The sequence below is a fragment of the Hymenobacter segetis genome (genome assembly GCF_038448715.1).
GTDB lineage: Bacteria > Bacteroidota > Bacteroidia > Cytophagales > Hymenobacteraceae > Hymenobacter > Hymenobacter segetis.
The window spans coordinates 14,605-31,313 of sequence record NZ_JBCEVZ010000001.1 but is presented as its reverse complement, the minus strand read 5'-3'; the positions used below and the strand labels follow the sequence as shown (position 1 = coordinate 31,313).

8 protein-coding genes are annotated in these 16,709 nt (G+C 61.0%); 1 reads left to right on the top strand and 7 read right to left on the bottom strand.

Going from position 1 to position 16,709, the window contains the following annotated elements; genetic code table 11:
* Positions 1 to 21: 21 nt before the first annotated feature.
* From AAFH49_RS00075 to AAFH49_RS00050, 6 genes are all read right to left on the bottom strand, one after another.
* Positions 22 to 3,090 (bottom strand): SusC/RagA family TonB-linked outer membrane protein, encoded by a 3,069-nt coding sequence (locus AAFH49_RS00075; RefSeq protein ID WP_342295021.1) that lies wholly within the window; start codon positions 3,088 to 3,090, stop codon positions 22 to 24.
* 168 nt (positions 3,091 to 3,258) lie between these two features.
* Positions 3,259 to 5,091: a glycoside hydrolase family 13 protein gene (locus tag AAFH49_RS00070; RefSeq protein WP_342295340.1), complete on the bottom strand. Its 1,833-nt coding sequence runs from the start codon at positions 5,089 to 5,091 to the stop codon at positions 3,259 to 3,261.
* A gap of 45 nt (positions 5,092 to 5,136) precedes the next feature.
* A complete protein-coding gene (locus AAFH49_RS00065; RefSeq protein WP_342295020.1) occupies positions 5,137 to 6,681 on the bottom strand; it encodes a glycoside hydrolase family 32 protein in 1,545 nt (514 codons plus the stop codon).
* Positions 6,682 to 6,726: 45 nt separating this feature from the next.
* Positions 6,727 to 7,608: a carbohydrate kinase family protein gene (locus AAFH49_RS00060; protein WP_342295019.1), complete on the bottom strand. Its 882-nt coding sequence runs from the start codon at positions 7,606 to 7,608 to the stop codon at positions 6,727 to 6,729.
* A gap of 67 nt (positions 7,609 to 7,675) precedes the next feature.
* On the bottom strand, positions 7,676 to 8,998 hold the full coding sequence (locus tag AAFH49_RS00055) for a sugar porter family MFS transporter (RefSeq protein WP_342295017.1): 1,323 nt from the start codon (positions 8,996 to 8,998) through the stop codon (positions 7,676 to 7,678).
* 203 nt (positions 8,999 to 9,201) lie between these two features.
* Complete coding sequence (locus AAFH49_RS00050) at positions 9,202 to 11,937, bottom strand: hybrid sensor histidine kinase/response regulator transcription factor (RefSeq protein ID WP_342295016.1); 2,736 nt, start codon at positions 11,935 to 11,937, stop codon at positions 9,202 to 9,204.
* Between the two features lie 496 nt (positions 11,938 to 12,433).
* Between AAFH49_RS00050 and AAFH49_RS00045 the strand changes: the two genes are divergently transcribed.
* Entirely contained in the window at positions 12,434 to 13,486 is a 1,053-nt protein-coding gene (locus tag AAFH49_RS00045) for a LacI family DNA-binding transcriptional regulator (protein ID WP_342295014.1), read from the top strand.
* A gap of 15 nt (positions 13,487 to 13,501) precedes the next feature.
* Here AAFH49_RS00045 and AAFH49_RS00040 read toward each other — a convergent pair whose 3' ends face one another.
* Positions 13,502 to 16,582 carry a glycoside hydrolase family 2 protein gene (locus AAFH49_RS00040; protein ID WP_342295013.1) on the bottom strand — a complete coding sequence of 1,027 codons (3,081 nt, stop codon included), beginning with the start codon at positions 16,580 to 16,582 and terminating at the stop codon, positions 13,502 to 13,504.
* Between the last annotated feature and the right edge of the window lie 127 nt (positions 16,583 to 16,709).

The window sequence follows — 16,709 nt, the reverse complement described above, 5'->3', positions numbered from 1 at the left end:
CGATAAGGCGAGTAGGGTGGGTTACAGCGAAAAGTTGAGGCCGAACGTGAACGTGCGGGACGGTGGGAAGCCGGTGTAGTCGATGCCGACCGACGGCACCACGCCATTGGGTTTGCTGGTGTTCACTTCGGGGTCGAAGCCGTGGTACTTAGTGATGAGGAACACGTTCTGGCCCGTAGCGAAAACGCTGGCTCCTTTAACTACCTTGGCCACGTCGCCGATGGCGTACGAGAGCGTCAGGTTGGAGAGCTTCGTGTAGTTGCCGCTTTCCAGGTAGCGCGTCGAGGGCGTCACAGCGTTGGAAAGCGACTCCTTCACGCCCGACTGGTATTCGGACAGGGCAATGTTCTTGCCTGCCCGTATCTGACTCACGTTGAGCACACTGTTGAACGTGTTGTTGTAAATCACGTTGCCGTAGCTCCCGGTAAAGTTGCCCGTCAGCGTGAACTTCATGAAGCGTGCGGTGACCCCCAGGCCCAGCAGCGTGGTGGGGTTGGGGTTGCCCACGTAGCTGGCCTTCCCAAACTCGTTGTAGAGGCCGGTGGCACTGTTAATGCCGTTGTAGGTGGGCACGTAGAAGCCGTTGAGCGGCTGGCCGTTCTGAATGGTTTCGGCAAACACGTTCGACAAACCCTGCCCACTGAGGGCGCCCGTCTGAATGATGAGCGCAGCGGGCAGGCCCGATACTTCGTTCTTCACAAAGGTGGCGTTGGCATTGAAAGTCAAGCCAAAACGCTCGCTTTCAATAGCCGTAAGGCCAGCCAGCAGCTCCACTCCTTTGTTCACCACCACGCCGTCGAGGTTTCTCCACACCACGGCTCCGCCGGGGGCCGCGGGCTGCCCCGGAGGCTGCGGATACAGCAGGCCCGTGGTGCGCTTATTGAAGTAGTCGGCCGTCAGCGTCACGCGGTTGTTGAACAGGGCTACGTCAATACCGGCATTGTACTGCTCATCGGACTGCCACTTCAGGTCCGGGTTAGGGTTGGTGAGCTGGCCCAGGCCCTTGTTATCGGCCTGGAACGTGTACTGGCCCTGCGCCGAGCCGGCCGGAAACTCCTGGTTGCCGGTGCGGCCGTAGCCCACCCGCAGCTTCAGCTGGTTGATGGCCTCTACCTTAAGAAAGTCCTCCTGGCTGATATCCCAGGCCGCCGACGCGGAGGGGAAGTAGCCATAGCGGTTGTTCGAGCCGAATTTGGTGCTGCCATCTGCGCGCATGGTGGCCGTGAGCAGGTAGCGCCCTTTGTAGTTCAGCACGACACGGGCGAAGTACGATTGCAGAGTCGTTTCCGGGTCGGCAAACGATGAAATCTTGCGGCCCGAGGGGTTCGAGTACTGCAGGTAATTGGTGTAATCGAGCCCGTAGGTGCCAAAGCCGACCGGTACGGACACGCCATTCACGAGTTTCACCGGCCCCAGCCCGCTCAGGCCCGTGCCCGAGTAGAAGTATTTGTTATACTCATAGCCCAGCAGAGCCGTCAGGTTGAGGTCAGTCGCAATCTGCTTGGTAAAGTTCAGGGTTTGCGTCAGCTGCTGGGTCTGCAGCTCGGTGGTGTTCACGGACGCGTAGCCGTACTGCTGGTAGTCGCTGATGTTCAGCCGCTGGTCATAGGAGGTACGGCGGATACCGGTGCTGTAGTTCACGGCTATCAGGGCCCGATATTCCAGCCAGTCGGTGAACTTGTAGTAGGGCGACACCGAGGCCAGCGCCGTCGTCACCCGCGAGTTATCGTTGGTGTATTCCAGCATCGCCACCGGGTTGATGGTGGAGCTGCCCAGCCGCGATACCGGCTGGCCGTTGGCACTGTACAGCGAGTCGGTGGGGTTCCAGGCCAGGGCCTGCCCAATGAGGCTGCCCCGGAAGTCACCATTGTTAGTGATGGGCGCCAATTGCTCGCGAAACTGGTTGGTGGTGATGTTGATATCTACCCCCAGACGCTTGCTTTCCAAGAACTTGAGGTTGGTCGCAAAGTTGGCGGTGTACTTCTTGAAATCGGTTTTCTTGATGATACCCTGCTGGTCGAGGTAGCCAATGGAGAGGCGGTAGCGGGCATTTTCGTTGCCACCGTTCACCGACGCGTTGTAGTTCTGAACGGTACCAGTTTGCAAAATGGCACCCAATGGGTCGTTGCTCAGACCTTTGTCGTTGGTTGCGGGCGCGCCGTAGTAAGTGAGGGCCTGCCGGTACTGGCTGGCATCGAGCACGTCAATCTTGCGCAGGATTTTCGAGAAGCCGCTCGAAGCACTGAAGTCGATTTTAGCCTCGCCGATTTTACCGCGCTTGGTGGTGATGATAACCACGCCGTAAGCTCCCCGCGAGCCGTAAATGGCCGTAGCCGAGGCATCCTTCAGTACGTTAATGCTCTCAATATCGGCCGGGTTCAGGAAGTTCAACGGGTTGCTGTCGGGGCTGTCGCCGAAAGCCGTAGTCAGGCCCGGCCGCGCCGAGCGGCCGTCGAGCTGCACGCCATCCACCACGTACAGCGGCTGGCCGGTACCGGTCACGGCCGAATTGCCGCGAATTTTGATGGTAGCGGCCCCGCCGGGCTGCCCGCTGTTTTGCGTTACCTGCACGCCCGAGGTCCGACCCTGGATGAGCTGGTCGGGCGAGGTGAACGTTCCTTTGTTGAAATCCTTGGGGGTCAGGGTACTCACGGCACCCGTGAGGTCAGCTTTCTGCACCGTGCCGTAGCCCACTACCACCACATCGCCCAGCGCCTGCGCGTCGCTTTTCAGCGCCACCGATGCCGTGGATTTGCCCGTGATGTCCACCACCTGCGTGGAATAGCCCACGAACGAAAACGACAGCTTCGTAGCCGTAGCCGGCACATCGAGCTGGAAGCCGCCATCGGCCCCGCTGCTGGTACCGGTGCTGGTGCCGGGCACCAGTACTGTCACGCCGGGCAGGCCGACCCCAGATTCATCCGTCACCTTGCCCGAAATCGAACGGTTGGCCTGGGCCTGGCTCAACAGCGGAAACAAGATAAATAAGGCTCCCAACAGCAACAGCTTCAGAAGCGTTGTTGGGCCGCGGCCCGCCGGGGCGGCCGGCAGCTCCCCCGGATTATACCGTTTGTACACGTTGTTTCTCATGATTTTAAAAGTGAAATGGTGGGAAATTTTTAAGCAGCGAGTGGTTGGCAATTCCCAGAAAACGATTCCTGCAAACGATTCTGGAATAATTGGCGGCGAACTCCGGGTCTATTCATGTATTGCAGCGTTAGGTGAGAAAGATGAGTTGTCGAGAAAAGCCCGCTGCTTTTATTGCAGCGGGAGCACCACGGCCTGCCAAGGCTGGAGCGCCAGCGCCGGTGAACTGGCCTGAATGGTGGGGTAATTATTGAGCCAGGCGGCTCCAGCGGGCTTCAGGTCCGTGGGCACAGCCCAACTGCGGGGCACCGAGGAGAAGTTGAGCACCACCAGCACCTTATCAGCGCCCAGCATGCGGGTGTAGGCGTAGATGTGCGGGTTGGCTGCGTCGAGCACGTGGTATTGCCCATACACCAGCACCGGATGCGCCCGGCGCAGGGCCGTGGCCCGGCGGAAATGGTTCAGCACCGAAGCCGAGTCTTTCTCCTCCGCCGCCTCATTGACGGTAAGATAGTTGGGGTTGACTTTGAGCCAGGGCGTGCCCGTGGTGAAGCCGGCCTGGGCCGTGGCGTTCCACTGGAAAGGCGTGCGGGAGTTGTCGCGCGAGAAGCGGGCCAGATTCTTTATATAAGCCGGCAGATTGCCGCCTTGCGCTTTCACCAGCTGGTAGCCGTTGCGGGCGGCCACGTCGCGATAGTCGGCAATGCTGTTGAAGCCGATATTGGTCATGCCCAGCTCGTCGCCGTTGTAGCAGTATGGCGTGCCGCGCATGGTGAGCAGAAAGGTATTCAGCAGCTTGGCCGAGGCGGCGCGGAAGGCCGGCCGGTCGTCGCCAAACTTGCTCACGATGCGCGGCTGGTCGTGGCTGCCGAGGTAAATGGACTGCCAGCCCTTGCCCGCAAAAGCGCTGTCCCAGCGCGTGAACACGCGCTTGAGGTCGGTGAGCTTGTAGCCGGCGGCCGAGTTGCCCACACCCACCGCGTCGAAGTGGTAGGTCATGTTCAGTTCCTTGCGGGCGGGGTCCACGAAGACCATGGCTTCCTGGGGGTTGCGACCCGCGCCTTCGGCTACGGTCATGATGTTGTACTTACTCAGCACCTCGCGGTTCATCTCCTGGAGGTAGTCATGCAGGTGCGGGCCGTGGTTATAGGCGTTGGTGTAGTTGCGCTCATTCAGGCCCGGCATGGGCGGGAATGTGGGGTCTTTGGCCACAAACTGGAAGGCATCCATCCGGAAGCCGTCGATGCCTTTATCCAGCCAGAACTTCATCATGGCGTAGATTTCCTGGCGCAGCTTGGGGTTGTTCCAGTTCAGGTCGGGCTGCTTGCGCGAGAAGTAGTGCAGATAGTAGGCGTTGGTGAGCCAGTCGTACTGCCAGGCGTTGCGCTTCACGTCGAAGGTACTGTAGCGGGCCGGGGGCGTACCTTTTTCGGCGGGCCACCAGTAGTAGTAGTCGCGGTAGGGACTGGTGCGCGAGCTGCGCGACTGCTTAAACCACTCGTGCTCGTCGGAGCTGTGGTTCACCACCAGGTCCATCACCAGTTTCAGGCCGCGCTGGTGCATGCCCTTGAGCAGCGCATCGAAATCCTGCATGGTGCCGAACTCGGGCATAATCTGCCGGTAGTTGCTGATATCGTAGCCGTTATCATCATTGGGCGAGGCGTAGATGGGATTCAGCCACACCGCGCCCACACCTAGGCTTTTCAGGTAGTCGAGCCGCGAATTGATGCCTTTGAGGTCGCCCACGCCGTCGCCGTTGCTATCCTGGAAGCTGCGCGGATAGAGCTGATACACCACCGTTTCCTTCCACCAGTCGGGCTTTTTGGCCACCGTGCTGTCCGTCACGGCAGCCGCGCCCGTTGTGGGCTTTTCGACAGTTTCAGCTTTTTTCTCGCTATGCCCACAGCCCGCCAGCGCCAGCAGCAACGCGCCGCCCGGCACCAGCCGCCGCAACAGCAGCCCGGTGGTATTCAGCAGGAAGGAAGCGGATGTGGAAAGTGGCATCACTCGAAAAGTTAACAGAAATTATTTTCTTTAACAAACAGTTTTTTAAGGCGTTACCGATTGACTGAGGTCAACCAGACGTAAGCTGGTCAGTTGCGCTGGGCCGTCAGTGACTATGGTGATGCGGCCGGTGTGCTGCCGGGGAAAAACCAGGTCCGTGAGGGTAGTTTCGCCATCCTGGGCGAAAACCTCGACCACTGACTTGTCCACTAGCAGGCGCAGTTGGAGTTGGCCGTCGCGCAGGGGCACTTTCGCAGTTTCGAGACTCATAGCGAACATGGGATGGAAGGCCACGTTGCCCGACTGCCGCCGGTCGAGCGTGAGTTCCTGTTTGGCTACGTCATAGCGCAGCACGGTTTTCTCGTCGGCGCTTTGCAGCAGGTTCAGGGTAAGCAAATTGGCTTTGCCGGGTTTCAGGGTCAGCTCCAAATCGTAGGATTCTCCGCGAAACGGCAGCTCGTAGCCGGCAGCGCCGGGCTTGAGGTCGCGGCTTTTCACGGTCAGGGTTTCCTTGCCCAGGCGGCGCAGCTCGGCCAGGGGCTGCTGGGCAAGCACGAGGCCAGCGGCGGTGCGGTGCAAACTCAGCTCGCGGGGCACGGCGAAGCTGCCGCGCCACTCGGTACCGGTGGGCACGGCCTGAGCGTAGGCCCAGTCGTTGGCCCAGCCCACCAGTAGGCGGCGGCCATCGGGGACGTTGTTGAAGGTGACGGCGGCAAAGTAGTCCTTGCCGAAGTCGAGGTAAGCCGGCTCTTCGTAAGCCTGGTCGGGCGTAAACGTCTTGCCGTCAAAATGCCCCAGAAAATACTGCTGCCCCCGGAACTGCTCCACCGGGTTGCCGGCCGAAATCAGCAGCACCCACTTGGTGCCGCCGCCGGGCACGGGCAGCTCGAATAAATCGGGGCATTCCCACTCCTTCACCGTGTTGCCGGCGCGGCCCCAGCGGCTCAGGAAGGTCCAGTTTTTCAAGTTCTTTGACTCGTAGAGGTACACCTGTTGGCGGTCGGCTTTCACAGTGGCCATCACCCACTTCTGCTGCGGCGCGTACCAAAACACCTTGGGGTCGCGGAACTCCTTGCTGCCGATGTCGAGCACAGGATTGCCGGCGTAGCGCTGCCAAGTGCGGCCACCGTCCTGGCTGCTGGCCAGGTTCTGGTGCTGGGCCACTACCGCGCCGGCACGCTCTTGGTGGCCGGTGTAAAAGGCCACCAATCCGTCGGTTTTGCCGGCCGGAAACAGGCCCGAGGTGTTGTCTTTATCGACCACCGCGCTGCCCGAAAAAATCATGGTATTGCTGCCGTCGGGGCTGGCGTACTCGGTCAGGGCTACGGGCTGATGCGTCCAGCGCAGCAGGTCGGGACTGGTGGCGTGGCCCCAGGCCAGGTGGCCGGGCTGGGCGCTCTGCGGGTTGTATTGATAAAACAGGTTGTACTGCCCATTGCTGTACACCAAGCCGTTGGCGTCGTTTATCCAGTTTTTGGGGCCCGTGAAGTGGTACACCGGCCGGTACGGGTCGGCGGCCGGCACCGGAGTTTGGGCCGGGCTGGAGATGCTCACGAGCAGAGGCAAAGCGCAGAGGAGCAATCGGTTCATCGGGTGGGAAATGGACAGCTTGAGGCAGATGATAGAGTCAAATAATCAGGCAGTAGCGGCGGCCAGCTCGCGCACCATACTTTCGGAGATGGCCGGCGTGGCTCCCTGGAAAGTGGCCACCAGCGAGCCAGCCGCGCAGGCAAAGGCGAGGTTGTCGGCGGGCGGCTGGTGGCTGAGCAGGCCCCGAAGCAGGGCCGCCAGGAAAGCATCGCCGCTCCCGATGGTGTCCTGCACGGCCACGGCGATGCCCGGGCTGCGGTAGAACTGCCCGCCGGTCCAGAGGGCGGCCCCGTCGGCTCCTTTGGTCACGCACACGGCTTGCAGCTGGAAGCGGGCCGCCAGCCATTCCAGGGCCGTTTCCTCGGCCGGACTGGCTCCGAACCAGTCCATGATTTCGGTGAGCTCGTGGTGGTTGAGCTTCACGATGTCGGCGTGGCGCAACAGGTATTGCACCACGTCGCGCGAATAATGAGGGGGCCGAAGATTGACGTCGAAGACCTTCAGTGGCGCCTGTTGCAGCAGGCGATACAAGGTTTCGCGGCTCACCGGACTGCGAGCAGCTAAGCTGCCAAAGACGAAGGCTTCGGCCCCCTGAACCAAGTCGCTAAGCGCGGGTTCATATTGAATGTAGTCCCAGGCCACCGGCTGGACTATCTTATAAGTCACTTCATTGGTATTGCTCACGTTGGCTTTCACCACGCCCGTCAGGTGGGTTTCGCCGCGTTGCACGTACTTCGTGCTCAAGCCTTTGCTTTCTACAAAAGCCAGCAGCTCAGTCCCCAAATCATCGTGCCCCACGCGGCTGATAAGCTGCGCTTCGAGCCCGAAATTGCGCAGGTGCACCGCCACGTTGAGCGGGGCACCGCCCGGTTGCTTTCCGGTGGGCAGCACGTCCCAGAGCATTTCTCCGAAGCAGGCAATGGCCATGGCGTGAGGGGTGGGTTTTGGAGGTGAGAGTGAGTGGCGGCGGGCGGTAATGACCGTGGTCGACGCGCTAGTGCATAACCAAAGCTTTATCGACCTGCTCCAGACTAGTGCCCTTGGTTTCGGGCATAAAGCGCAGGACGAAAATGAGTTGCAGCACCATCATGCCGCAGAAAAAGGCGAATGTGTTGCCCCCACCTAGGTGCTCGGCAAACCAGGGGAAGGTGAAGGCGATGACCGTGGCCATCACCCAGTGCGTGCTGGAGCCCAGCGCCTGGCCCTTGGCCCGCACCGCGTTGGGGAAAATCTCGGAGATGAAAACCCAGATAACCGCCCCCTGCGAGAAGGCGAAAAAGGCGATGTACACGAACAGCAGCACCGGCACCAGCACCCCGCCAAACTGCTGCGTGTAGAAGGCCCGCGCCACCAGCCCCAGCGTGGCAATGAGCCCCACCGAGCCCACCAGCATGAGCGTGCGCCGCCCAAACCGGTCAATCAGATTGACCCCCAGCAGCGTGAAGATGAAATTGACCAGCCCAATTCCCGCCGACGACAGCAGCGAAGCACCCTGCCCTAGCCCGGTCATCTCAAAAATGCGCGGCGCGTAGTAGATGATGGCATTGATGCCAGACACTTGATTGAAGAAGGCGAAGGCCACGGCCAGCAGCACCGGCGTGCGGTACTGCGTGCTCCAGAGCGACTCATCCTGCCCGGCATCATGCGCCTGGGAGGTGAGGATGGCCGTTACATCAGTATCCACGGTGGCCGGGCTGATGATGCGCAGCACTTCGCGGCCTTCTTCGAGGCGGCCGTGTAGCAGCAGCCAGCGTGGGCTTTCGGGCACCCGGAACAGGAACAATAGAAACAGCACCGCCGGCACGGCCTGCACGCCCAGCATCAGGCGCCAGGAATGCTCGCCCACATTGGCCAGCAGGTAGTTGGAAAGGTAGGCGGCAAGGATGCCGAACACGATGTTGAACTGGAACAAGCCCACCAGCTTGCCCCGCGATTCGGCCGGCGAAATCTCGGAGATGTAGAGCGGTGCCGTCACTGACGACGCCCCTACTCCCAGCCCACCCAAAAACCGAAACACCATGAACGGCACCCAAGCCGGGGCCAGCGCCGCCCCTACCGCCGATACTAGATACAAGACCGCAATCCACCGCAGCGTTTGCCGCCGCCCGAGCGCATCGGACGGAATGCCGCCGAAAATGGCCCCCAGCACCGTGCCGATGAGGGCAATGGAAATGGTGAAGCCGTGCTCGACCGCGCTCAGGTGCCAGAGCTGCTGAATGGCTTTCTCCGCGCCCGATATTACCGCCGTATCGAAGCCGAACAGGAAGCCGCCCAGTGCCGTGACGATGGACCAGAAAAGGACTTTGCGCTGCACCATGAGAATGCGGGACGAGATGAGGTTTGCTCAAAAGTCCGGTGCGGGCATCCCAATGGCTTGCTCGTTTCTTTCAATTCCTTACAGAATTCTTACATAAGCTCGCACTCATCACAAATAACTTATTATCTGCGACTTAATTTCATCCAATCAACGTGCTACTTCAGCCTGGCTTTCATTAATCCGACCCGATTTGCAAAAATATTTCAGGTGCGCCCGGGCGTATGCAGGGCTTTAAACTCCGAGGGCGACACCTGGTACTTGCCTTTGAAGGCCGTGGAGAAGTACGAGGGCGAGGAGAAGCCGGTGAGGTAGGCTATTTCGGCGATGGTGCTGCCTTCCTGCAGCAGCAACAGCCGGGCTTTGGTAAGGCGCAGGCTCTGGATGTAGTCCGACACGCCGGTGCCGAGCAGGGCTTTCACCTTGCGGTAAAGCTGCATTTGGGACACGCCCAGGCTGCGGGCCACGTCGTCCACGCTTAGGGTAGGCTGGTCGAGGTTGGCTTCGATGATGGCGGTGAGGTCGGCGAGGAATTTCTGGTCGACGCGCTGCGGGGCTACGGTGGCGGTGTCCACGCTCAGCTCGCGGCGGAAATGCTCGCGCTGCTGGTCGCGGTTGCGCAGCAGCGTGCGCAGGCTTTCTACTAAGAAAGTGGGATTGAAGGGCTTGGTGAGGTAGAGGTCGGCTCCGGCCTGCACGCCGGCCACCTGCTCCTCGGGGGCGCTGCGGGCCGTGAGTAGCACCAGCGGGATGTGCGAGGTGCGCCAGTCGGCCCGCAGCTTAGCCACCACTTCCAGGCCGCTCAGGCCGGGCAGGTTCACGTCGCACACCACCACATCGGGGATGGTTTCGCCGGCCAGGCGCAGGCCGGTGAGGCCATCGGCGGCGGAACTGACCTGAAAGTACGGTTGCAACTTCTGGAGCAGGAAGTTGCGCACGTCGTCGTTGTCCTCAATCACCAGGGCGGTGGCATCGGTGCGGGCCAGCGGCGGGGCGGGCTCGGCGAGCTCGTCATCGGGCAGGAGCTCGGCGGTGGGGGCTGAGCGCGACTCGGGGTCGGCTTCGAGGAAGGTGGCGGGCCGGGCCAGAGGCAGCTTCACTTCGAAGGTGGTGCCATGGCCGTGCTCGGTCCGAAACGTGAGCGAGCCCTCGTGCAGCCGCGTCAGGCCCTCGGCCAGCGCTAGGCCGATGCCCGAGCTGTTGGCCGACGACCGGGTGCCCTGGTAAAACCATTCAAACACGTGCGGCTGGTCGACTTCGGCAATGCCCCGGCCGTTGTCCTCCACGCTCACGCGCACCACGTGGGCCACCAAATCAGGCTGCAGACTCACCGTGATGTGGCCGCCATCGGGCGTGTACTTGAAGGCATTGGATAAGAGGTTGAAAAACACCTTGTCCAGAATTTCGCCATCGAACCAGAGCTGCACCACCGGCTCGGCCGGCAGAAACCGGTAGGTGATGTTGCGCCGCCGCGCCGTTTTTTCAAACACGTCCATCAACTCGCGCACGAAGTCGACGAGGTTGCCCTCGGTGGCCCGCACCGACATCCGGCCCACGTCGATTTTACGGAAATCCATGAGCTGGTTCACCAGCCGCAGCAACCGCTGGGCGTTGCGGCGCACTAACTGCAGGTCCTGACGCTGCCCGTCCGAGAGGTCGGCCCCATCGGTCAGCAGCTCTTCCACCGGCCCCAAAATTAGGGTGAGCGGCGTGCGCAGCTCGTGCGAGAAGTTGGTAAAAAACCGCAGCTTGGCTTCCGAGGAGCGGCTGGCTTCTTCGGCCGTGCGGCGGCCGGCCTCGGCCAGCTGCTCAATCTGGTTGCGCTGGGTGCTGATTTCGGCGTTCTGCTGCTCCAGCTGCCGCCGGATGCGTCGGTTGAGGCGCAGCGCCCGCCACGCCGACGCGCCCAACAGCGTAGCAACCAGCAAGCTGGCCAACAGCAGATACACGGCGGTGCGCTGGCTGGCATAGCGGTGCATCTCCGATTCGAGCTGCTGCTGCTGCCGCCGCAGGTCGTGCTGTTGGATGGCTAATTGCTCAGTCTGAGCGCGCATCGGCCCCACGTTGGCTGAGTCGATGACCATCGTTTCCAGCATATTTTCCTTGGCGAAAGGCTCGTGGCGCAGGATGTGCAGCGCCGTCCGGATAGCCTCCTCGCCGCCCGTTGGGTAGAGCATGGTGGCATTCAGCACACCATCTTCCACCAATTGCAGGCCATTGCCGGGCCCGGCCAGCCCATCAACCCCGATGATGCGGATGGGGTGGGGCAGCGCCAGTTGCGTCACCACCTGGTAGGCGGCGCGGGCCATGGGGTCGTTGTGGGCAAAAATCAGGTCGGTTTCGGGGTGCGCCCGCAGCACCGCCGGCAGCTGGCGCAGCACCGAGGCGGGCTGCCAGTCGCCGGCTATCTGCGCCGTCAGGCGGATATCGGGGTAAGCGACCAACACTTGGGCAAAGCCCTTGGCGCGGTCGGTGGCGGGTGAGGAGCCCGGCCGGCCCAGTATTTCGAGCACCTGCCCGCGCTGGTGCAGCAGCTGGGCCACGTAACGCCCAGCGGTGCGGCCCACCTCCAGGTTGTTGCCGCCCACGTAGGCGGTGTAGAGGCGCGAAGTGGTGCGGCGGTCCAGTATCACCACTGGAATCCCTTGGTTGTAAGCCGTTTCGGTGAGGGCCGTGAGCGGGCCGGACTGGTTGGGAGAAATAATCAGCAGGTCGACTTTCTGCTTAATCAGCTGCTCGACCTGCTGGCGCTGCAACTCGCTGTTATTGTGGGCATCCAGTACCTGAAACTGCACATTGGGATGGAAGCTCAGCTCCTTTTCCATGCCCGCCAGCATGGCCCGCCGCCAGTCGTCGCCCATGGTGCACTGCGAAAAGCCGATGCGGTAAACGGGTTCGGGCGGAGCAGCGGCGCAGCCTCCCAATAAGGCCCCTACTTGCATCAGCAGCAAGATTCGACACCAAAATAAGCTCAGGTAATCAGCCACTTATATATTGAAAACAAGAAACTACGGGGTAAACGTATGAGCCAGGTGAGCCAACAGCTCATGCCTGCTGCAAACTACACATTATATGATGATTCAGGTGAATTGTAGAAACCAGCAACCCTTTAGCCATGCCAAATGCGCACAAAGTCAACCCAAGCTATATCGAACCTGTGGCATTCAACTATTCACAGCAATTACTATCCTTAATCTATTAAAAATGCACCCATTGGTTTGCAAGGCGTGCAGCAGATGCTCGGGGCTATGCGCCGGTTTGAATGCGATGGGTGCGCCCTGAAGCCGCGGCAGGCAATGACCCACTCCGTGAAAACGAAGTAGATTCGTTGACCGGAAACTACCGAACCTGACTGATAGTCTTGGCGAACAGTCACGTTAAGGCATAGTTGGCAGGCTGACCGATAGCTGGTTACTGGCGGTGTTCCTCGATAATTCTATGGCCAAAGGCAGCAAACGTATTTCTATTCAGGACCTGGCGGCGGAACTGGGCCTTTCCGTATCGACCATTTCCCGGGCGCTCAACAATGCGGTCGATGTGAGCGATGCCACGAAGGCCCAGGTGTGGGCGCTGGCCGAAAAGCTAAACTACCAGCCCAATAGCATGGCCGCATCGCTACGTAGCGGGCGCAGCAACGTACTGGGTGTCATTGTGCCCCACATCAACGGGGCCTTTTTTCCGGCCGTCGTGCACGGCATCGAGCGCCTGGCCAGCCAGGCAGGTTTTAACGTGATGATATGCCAGTCGAGCGAGGAGGTGGACCGCGAAAAGAAGCACATCAACGCCCTGCTGAAGGCGCAGGTCGATGGCGTGTTGGTGTCCATGTCCAACACCACCCGCGATTTTGCGCACTTTGAACAGGTGCGCCGCAAAGGCATTCCGCTGGTGTTTTTCGACCGCATGCCGGATATCCCTAACGTGTGCGGCGTGGTGGCCGACGACTACCGCGGGGCCTACCAGCTCACCGAACATCTGATTGCGCAGGGCTGCCGGCGCATTGCGCACTTGGCCGGCCCGCAGCACCTCAACATTACATTCAACCGCCACCAAGGCTACCACGATGCCCTGCTAAAACACGGACTGCCTTATGAGAAGGCCCTCGTGATTCCGCTGGCCAACTCCCGCGAAAAGGCCGGCGCAGCGGCAACGGAACAGTTACTGGCAGGCCCGGCACGGCCTGATGCCATCTTTTCGGCCTATGATTTTGCGGCGGCCGGGGCCCTGCGGGTGCTGGAGGAACACGGCATCCGGGTGCCGCAGGACATGGCCCTGGCGGGCTTCAGCAACGAGCCGTTCACCACCATGGTGAAGCCCCAACTGACTTCGGTAGACCAGCACGGCGAGCTGATGGGCGAGGCGGCGGTCCAGCTATTCCTGCAGCTGCAAAAGCGCTCCGACACATTTACCGGGCAGCGCATTGTGCTCAAGCCCAAGCTGATGATTCGCGAGTCCTCGCTGCACGGGCAAGCAGCCACCACGAAGTCGCAATAGCTCACGGGCAACAGGCTACTGCGGCGCGCCATTCCACCGCAGCATGTTCAGCAGCAGTTGCTGGCCCACGAGGTTGGCCCGGTTGCCGCGCGAGGTGTCGAGCGAAGTGAGGGCGGCATTTTCGCCGTCGCCTTCGGCTTTTTTGCCCACTTTCACACCGCGCAGGGTCGAGAACATATCCAGAGCGCAGAGGATGATGCGGCCGCGGCCGTGCGGCACCACGCTCAGGGCTGAGTACACTTCCTTCTTGTGGTCGGACACACACCCCACAATGGTTTCGCCATTGAACAGGCGCAGGCCCAGCCGGGCACGGTCGTAGGTGGCAAAGCACTGGTACTCCCAGTTGAAAACCCCGGCCGGCGGCAGACCGGCAAACAACGGGTGGCTTTTGGCGAAGTAGTTGCCGCCGTACCAGCTGGTGCCCAGTTCCTTGGAGCCCCGGTAGTCCACCACTTCCTTGCGGCCCAGATGGGTGGCCCATTTGTCAATGTTGTTCACCACGATGAGCGTGTGGCCTTCGTTCACCCATTCCAGAATGTCGGTTACCAGCGGGTTGCCGGTTTGCTGCGGATTGAAGGCGCCCACCAGCAGATAGTCGCCCACTGGCCGGCCCGATTTAAATTCTTTGAACGAGTTGACACCGACGGATTTGAGGTAGCCGGCCAGTACGCCACTGGTATCGGCCACCATGCCGGTGGCGGGCAGGCCGGCGGTATTCAGGCGCACGGCGTAGAGCTTATCGTCGCCGTTGGCCACGGCAGTGCTGCCGCTCAGCAGCTCGGCCCGCACGGTAGTGTAGCCGGCATTGGTGGGGATAATGGGCAGCCCGGCCGTCAGCAATTCGCCGTAGGTGGTACCGCCGGTGGCTTTTACGGACAGGGTTTTGGTGAAAACTACCTTGCCTTGCTCGTCGGTGGCCTGCACGCGCAGCTTGTATTTACCGTGCAGGTTGACTTCGTTGATGAGGTAGAAATCGGCGCGGGCGGTGTCGCCCACGCCCAGCACTTTGCGGGTCAGCTTCACGGCCACGTACACCGGGCGGTTGTAGCGGGCGATGAGCTGCACGTCGCCCTTGGGGTTGCGGTAATTGTCCACGATGCCGGAGTGGTTTTCCAACATCATGCTTTCCCAACCGTTCACGGCGTAGCCATCGGCCACGTTGTTGAGGCGCACGTTTTCGATGGCCCGACCCTGGTAGTAGTAGGCAGTATTGCCCATGGCCGTGGTCAGGGCATCCACCGTCGGAAAGACCTGGCGGAAGCCGGGCGTGTTGGTCAGGAATTGGTCGTAGGCATTGTACCACTGCAGATAGCTGGCGCTTTCCCAGCCAATGTCCTTCCCGGTTTTCAGAATTTCGTCCCGAATGAGCTGCAGGCGCGGCGGCGTGCCGATGGCCCCGTCCTCGCCCCAATAGATGATTTCGTCCTTGTGGTCGGTGAAGCGCAGGTACTTGCCGGGGCCGGAGTACAGGGCATTGTTGTACACGCCTGGCCCACCGGCGTGGTGCTGGTCGAACCAGCCGTAATCGTAAAATTTCGCGTCGTAGGGCCGCAGGTGCAGCTTGAAGCGCGGATTGGGCTTGAGGGTGGGGTCGCCGTTGGAAGAATTATAGGTGAGCAGCCGCGTTTCGTCGAGGGCGTGGGCGGCGCTCATCTCGGTGCGGTCCTGCGGTTCGGGTGGCGCGCCGCGCTCGTTGTGGAAGTTGTAGATGATGAGCGAGGGGTGGTTGCGGTCGCGGCGCACCATGCGCAGCACCTTTTCGGTGCGGGCGGCCAGGTAAAAATCCGCCTGCTTTTTGCCCAGCGAATCGGTGGCGTTCATCAGGTTGGCCGGGTACTGGTTGCCGCCGGGCTCCTCGAAGTAGAGCAGGCCCAGCTCGTCGGCGTAGTCCAGCACGTTGGTCTGGCCGATGGTGCGGTGGAAGTTGAGCATGTTCAACCCCAGCGCCTTAGCGGTTTCCACCTGCTTGCGGGCCAGCGCATCGCTCGGCGCAATGCCATTCACCGGCCAGAAGCCCCAGGAAATGGCCGTGCGCAACACAATGCGTTTGCCATTCAGGAAAAACTGCCGGTCGCCGCCCGCCACGTCCCGCGCCTCAAACCAGCGGAAGCCGAAGCGCTGGTGATAGGTATCGGTGGCGTTATTGGCACCCTTCCAAGTGGCCGTGAACTGGTATAGGTTGGGGCTTTCGACGCTCCAGAGCTTGGCTTCGGGCACCTTCACCTTCACGGTTTGGGTGCTCTGCCCTGCCGGCACTTGTGCCAGGGGCAGTTCCTGGGTGAAAACCGTCTTTTGCGCACCGCCAAATTCCTTTACTTCCAGCCGCAGGGTCCCGCTGGTGGGCTGGCTGGTTTGGTTGGCGGTGGTCACCTGTACGTCGACTTCGCGCAGGGCGGGCTTGTTTTTCACGAACACATCCTGCACAAAAACCAGCGGCGTGGCCACCAGTTCCACCTTGCCCGTGATGCCGCCGAAGCCGTGCGTGGGCTGGGTGCGGTAGCTGCCCCACATAAAATTCTGCGAGTCGCGCCAGTCGAAATTGCCGTTGGGGTCGGTGATGCGCACGGCCACGTCGTTGGCCTGCCCGTAGTGCAGCAGTTTCGTTACGTCGATTTCAAACGGCGTGCTGTTCACCAAGTCGTAGCCCGCCAGTTGCTGGTTCACAAACACCTCGGCCCGAAACCGCACGCTCTCGAAGCGTAGGACCACTCGCTGACCTTGTAACGCGGCCGGTACCGCCAACCGCGTACTGAACCACGACACGCCGAGGTAATTGCCGCTCAGCCCGAAGCTATTGCCATTCTGCCCCCAGTAATACTGCTCCACCGTGGCCGGCAGGCGCACGATTTTCCCTTCGCCTTTGGCCAACGTCGCCCAACCGCCCGTGGGCTGGTTTACTGGCAGTTGACTGATGTTCACTGGTGGCGCATAAAGGCGGTCCATCGCCCAAGGTGCAGCCTTATCCAGCCACATTCGCCAGTCCTGATTCGATAAATCCTGCACGAATCGGCCATTATCGGATTGAGCATTAGCCGTGAAGCCGAGGCTACACAACCCGGCGAGCAATAACCGGCGGAAGGCAGTGAAAACGGGCATAAATTGAGGAATGATGGCTGGATTAGGCTTTAAGAATGGTCGGCAATGGCACAAAGAAGCCGTCCTGCGGCGCGCCGCCGAAGCAGCTCGCACGTAGTGAGTAATCCAATCGCAATAAGAGAATTAC

What these genes read in the sequence shown, in the direction of transcription:
- AAFH49_RS00075 (WP_342295021.1), bottom strand. Translation starts at nt 3,090, where the DNA reads ATGAGAAACAACGTGTACAAACGGTATAATCCGGGGGAGCTGCCGGCC.
- AAFH49_RS00070 (WP_342295340.1), bottom strand. Translation starts at nt 5,091, where the DNA reads ATGCCACTTTCCACATCCGCTTCCTTCCTGCTGAATACCACCGGGCTG.
- AAFH49_RS00065 (WP_342295020.1), bottom strand. Translation starts at nt 6,681, where the DNA reads ATGAACCGATTGCTCCTCTGCGCTTTGCCTCTGCTCGTGAGCATCTCC.
- AAFH49_RS00060 (WP_342295019.1), bottom strand. Translation starts at nt 7,608, where the DNA reads ATGGCCATTGCCTGCTTCGGAGAAATGCTCTGGGACGTGCTGCCCACC.
- AAFH49_RS00055 (WP_342295017.1), bottom strand. Translation starts at nt 8,998, where the DNA reads ATGGTGCAGCGCAAAGTCCTTTTCTGGTCCATCGTCACGGCACTGGGC.
- AAFH49_RS00050 (WP_342295016.1), bottom strand. Translation starts at nt 11,937, where the DNA reads ATGCAAGTAGGGGCCTTATTGGGAGGCTGCGCCGCTGCTCCGCCCGAA.
- AAFH49_RS00045 (WP_342295014.1), top strand. Translation starts at nt 12,434, where the DNA reads ATGGCCAAAGGCAGCAAACGTATTTCTATTCAGGACCTGGCGGCGGAA.
- AAFH49_RS00040 (WP_342295013.1), bottom strand. Translation starts at nt 16,582, where the DNA reads ATGCCCGTTTTCACTGCCTTCCGCCGGTTATTGCTCGCCGGGTTGTGT.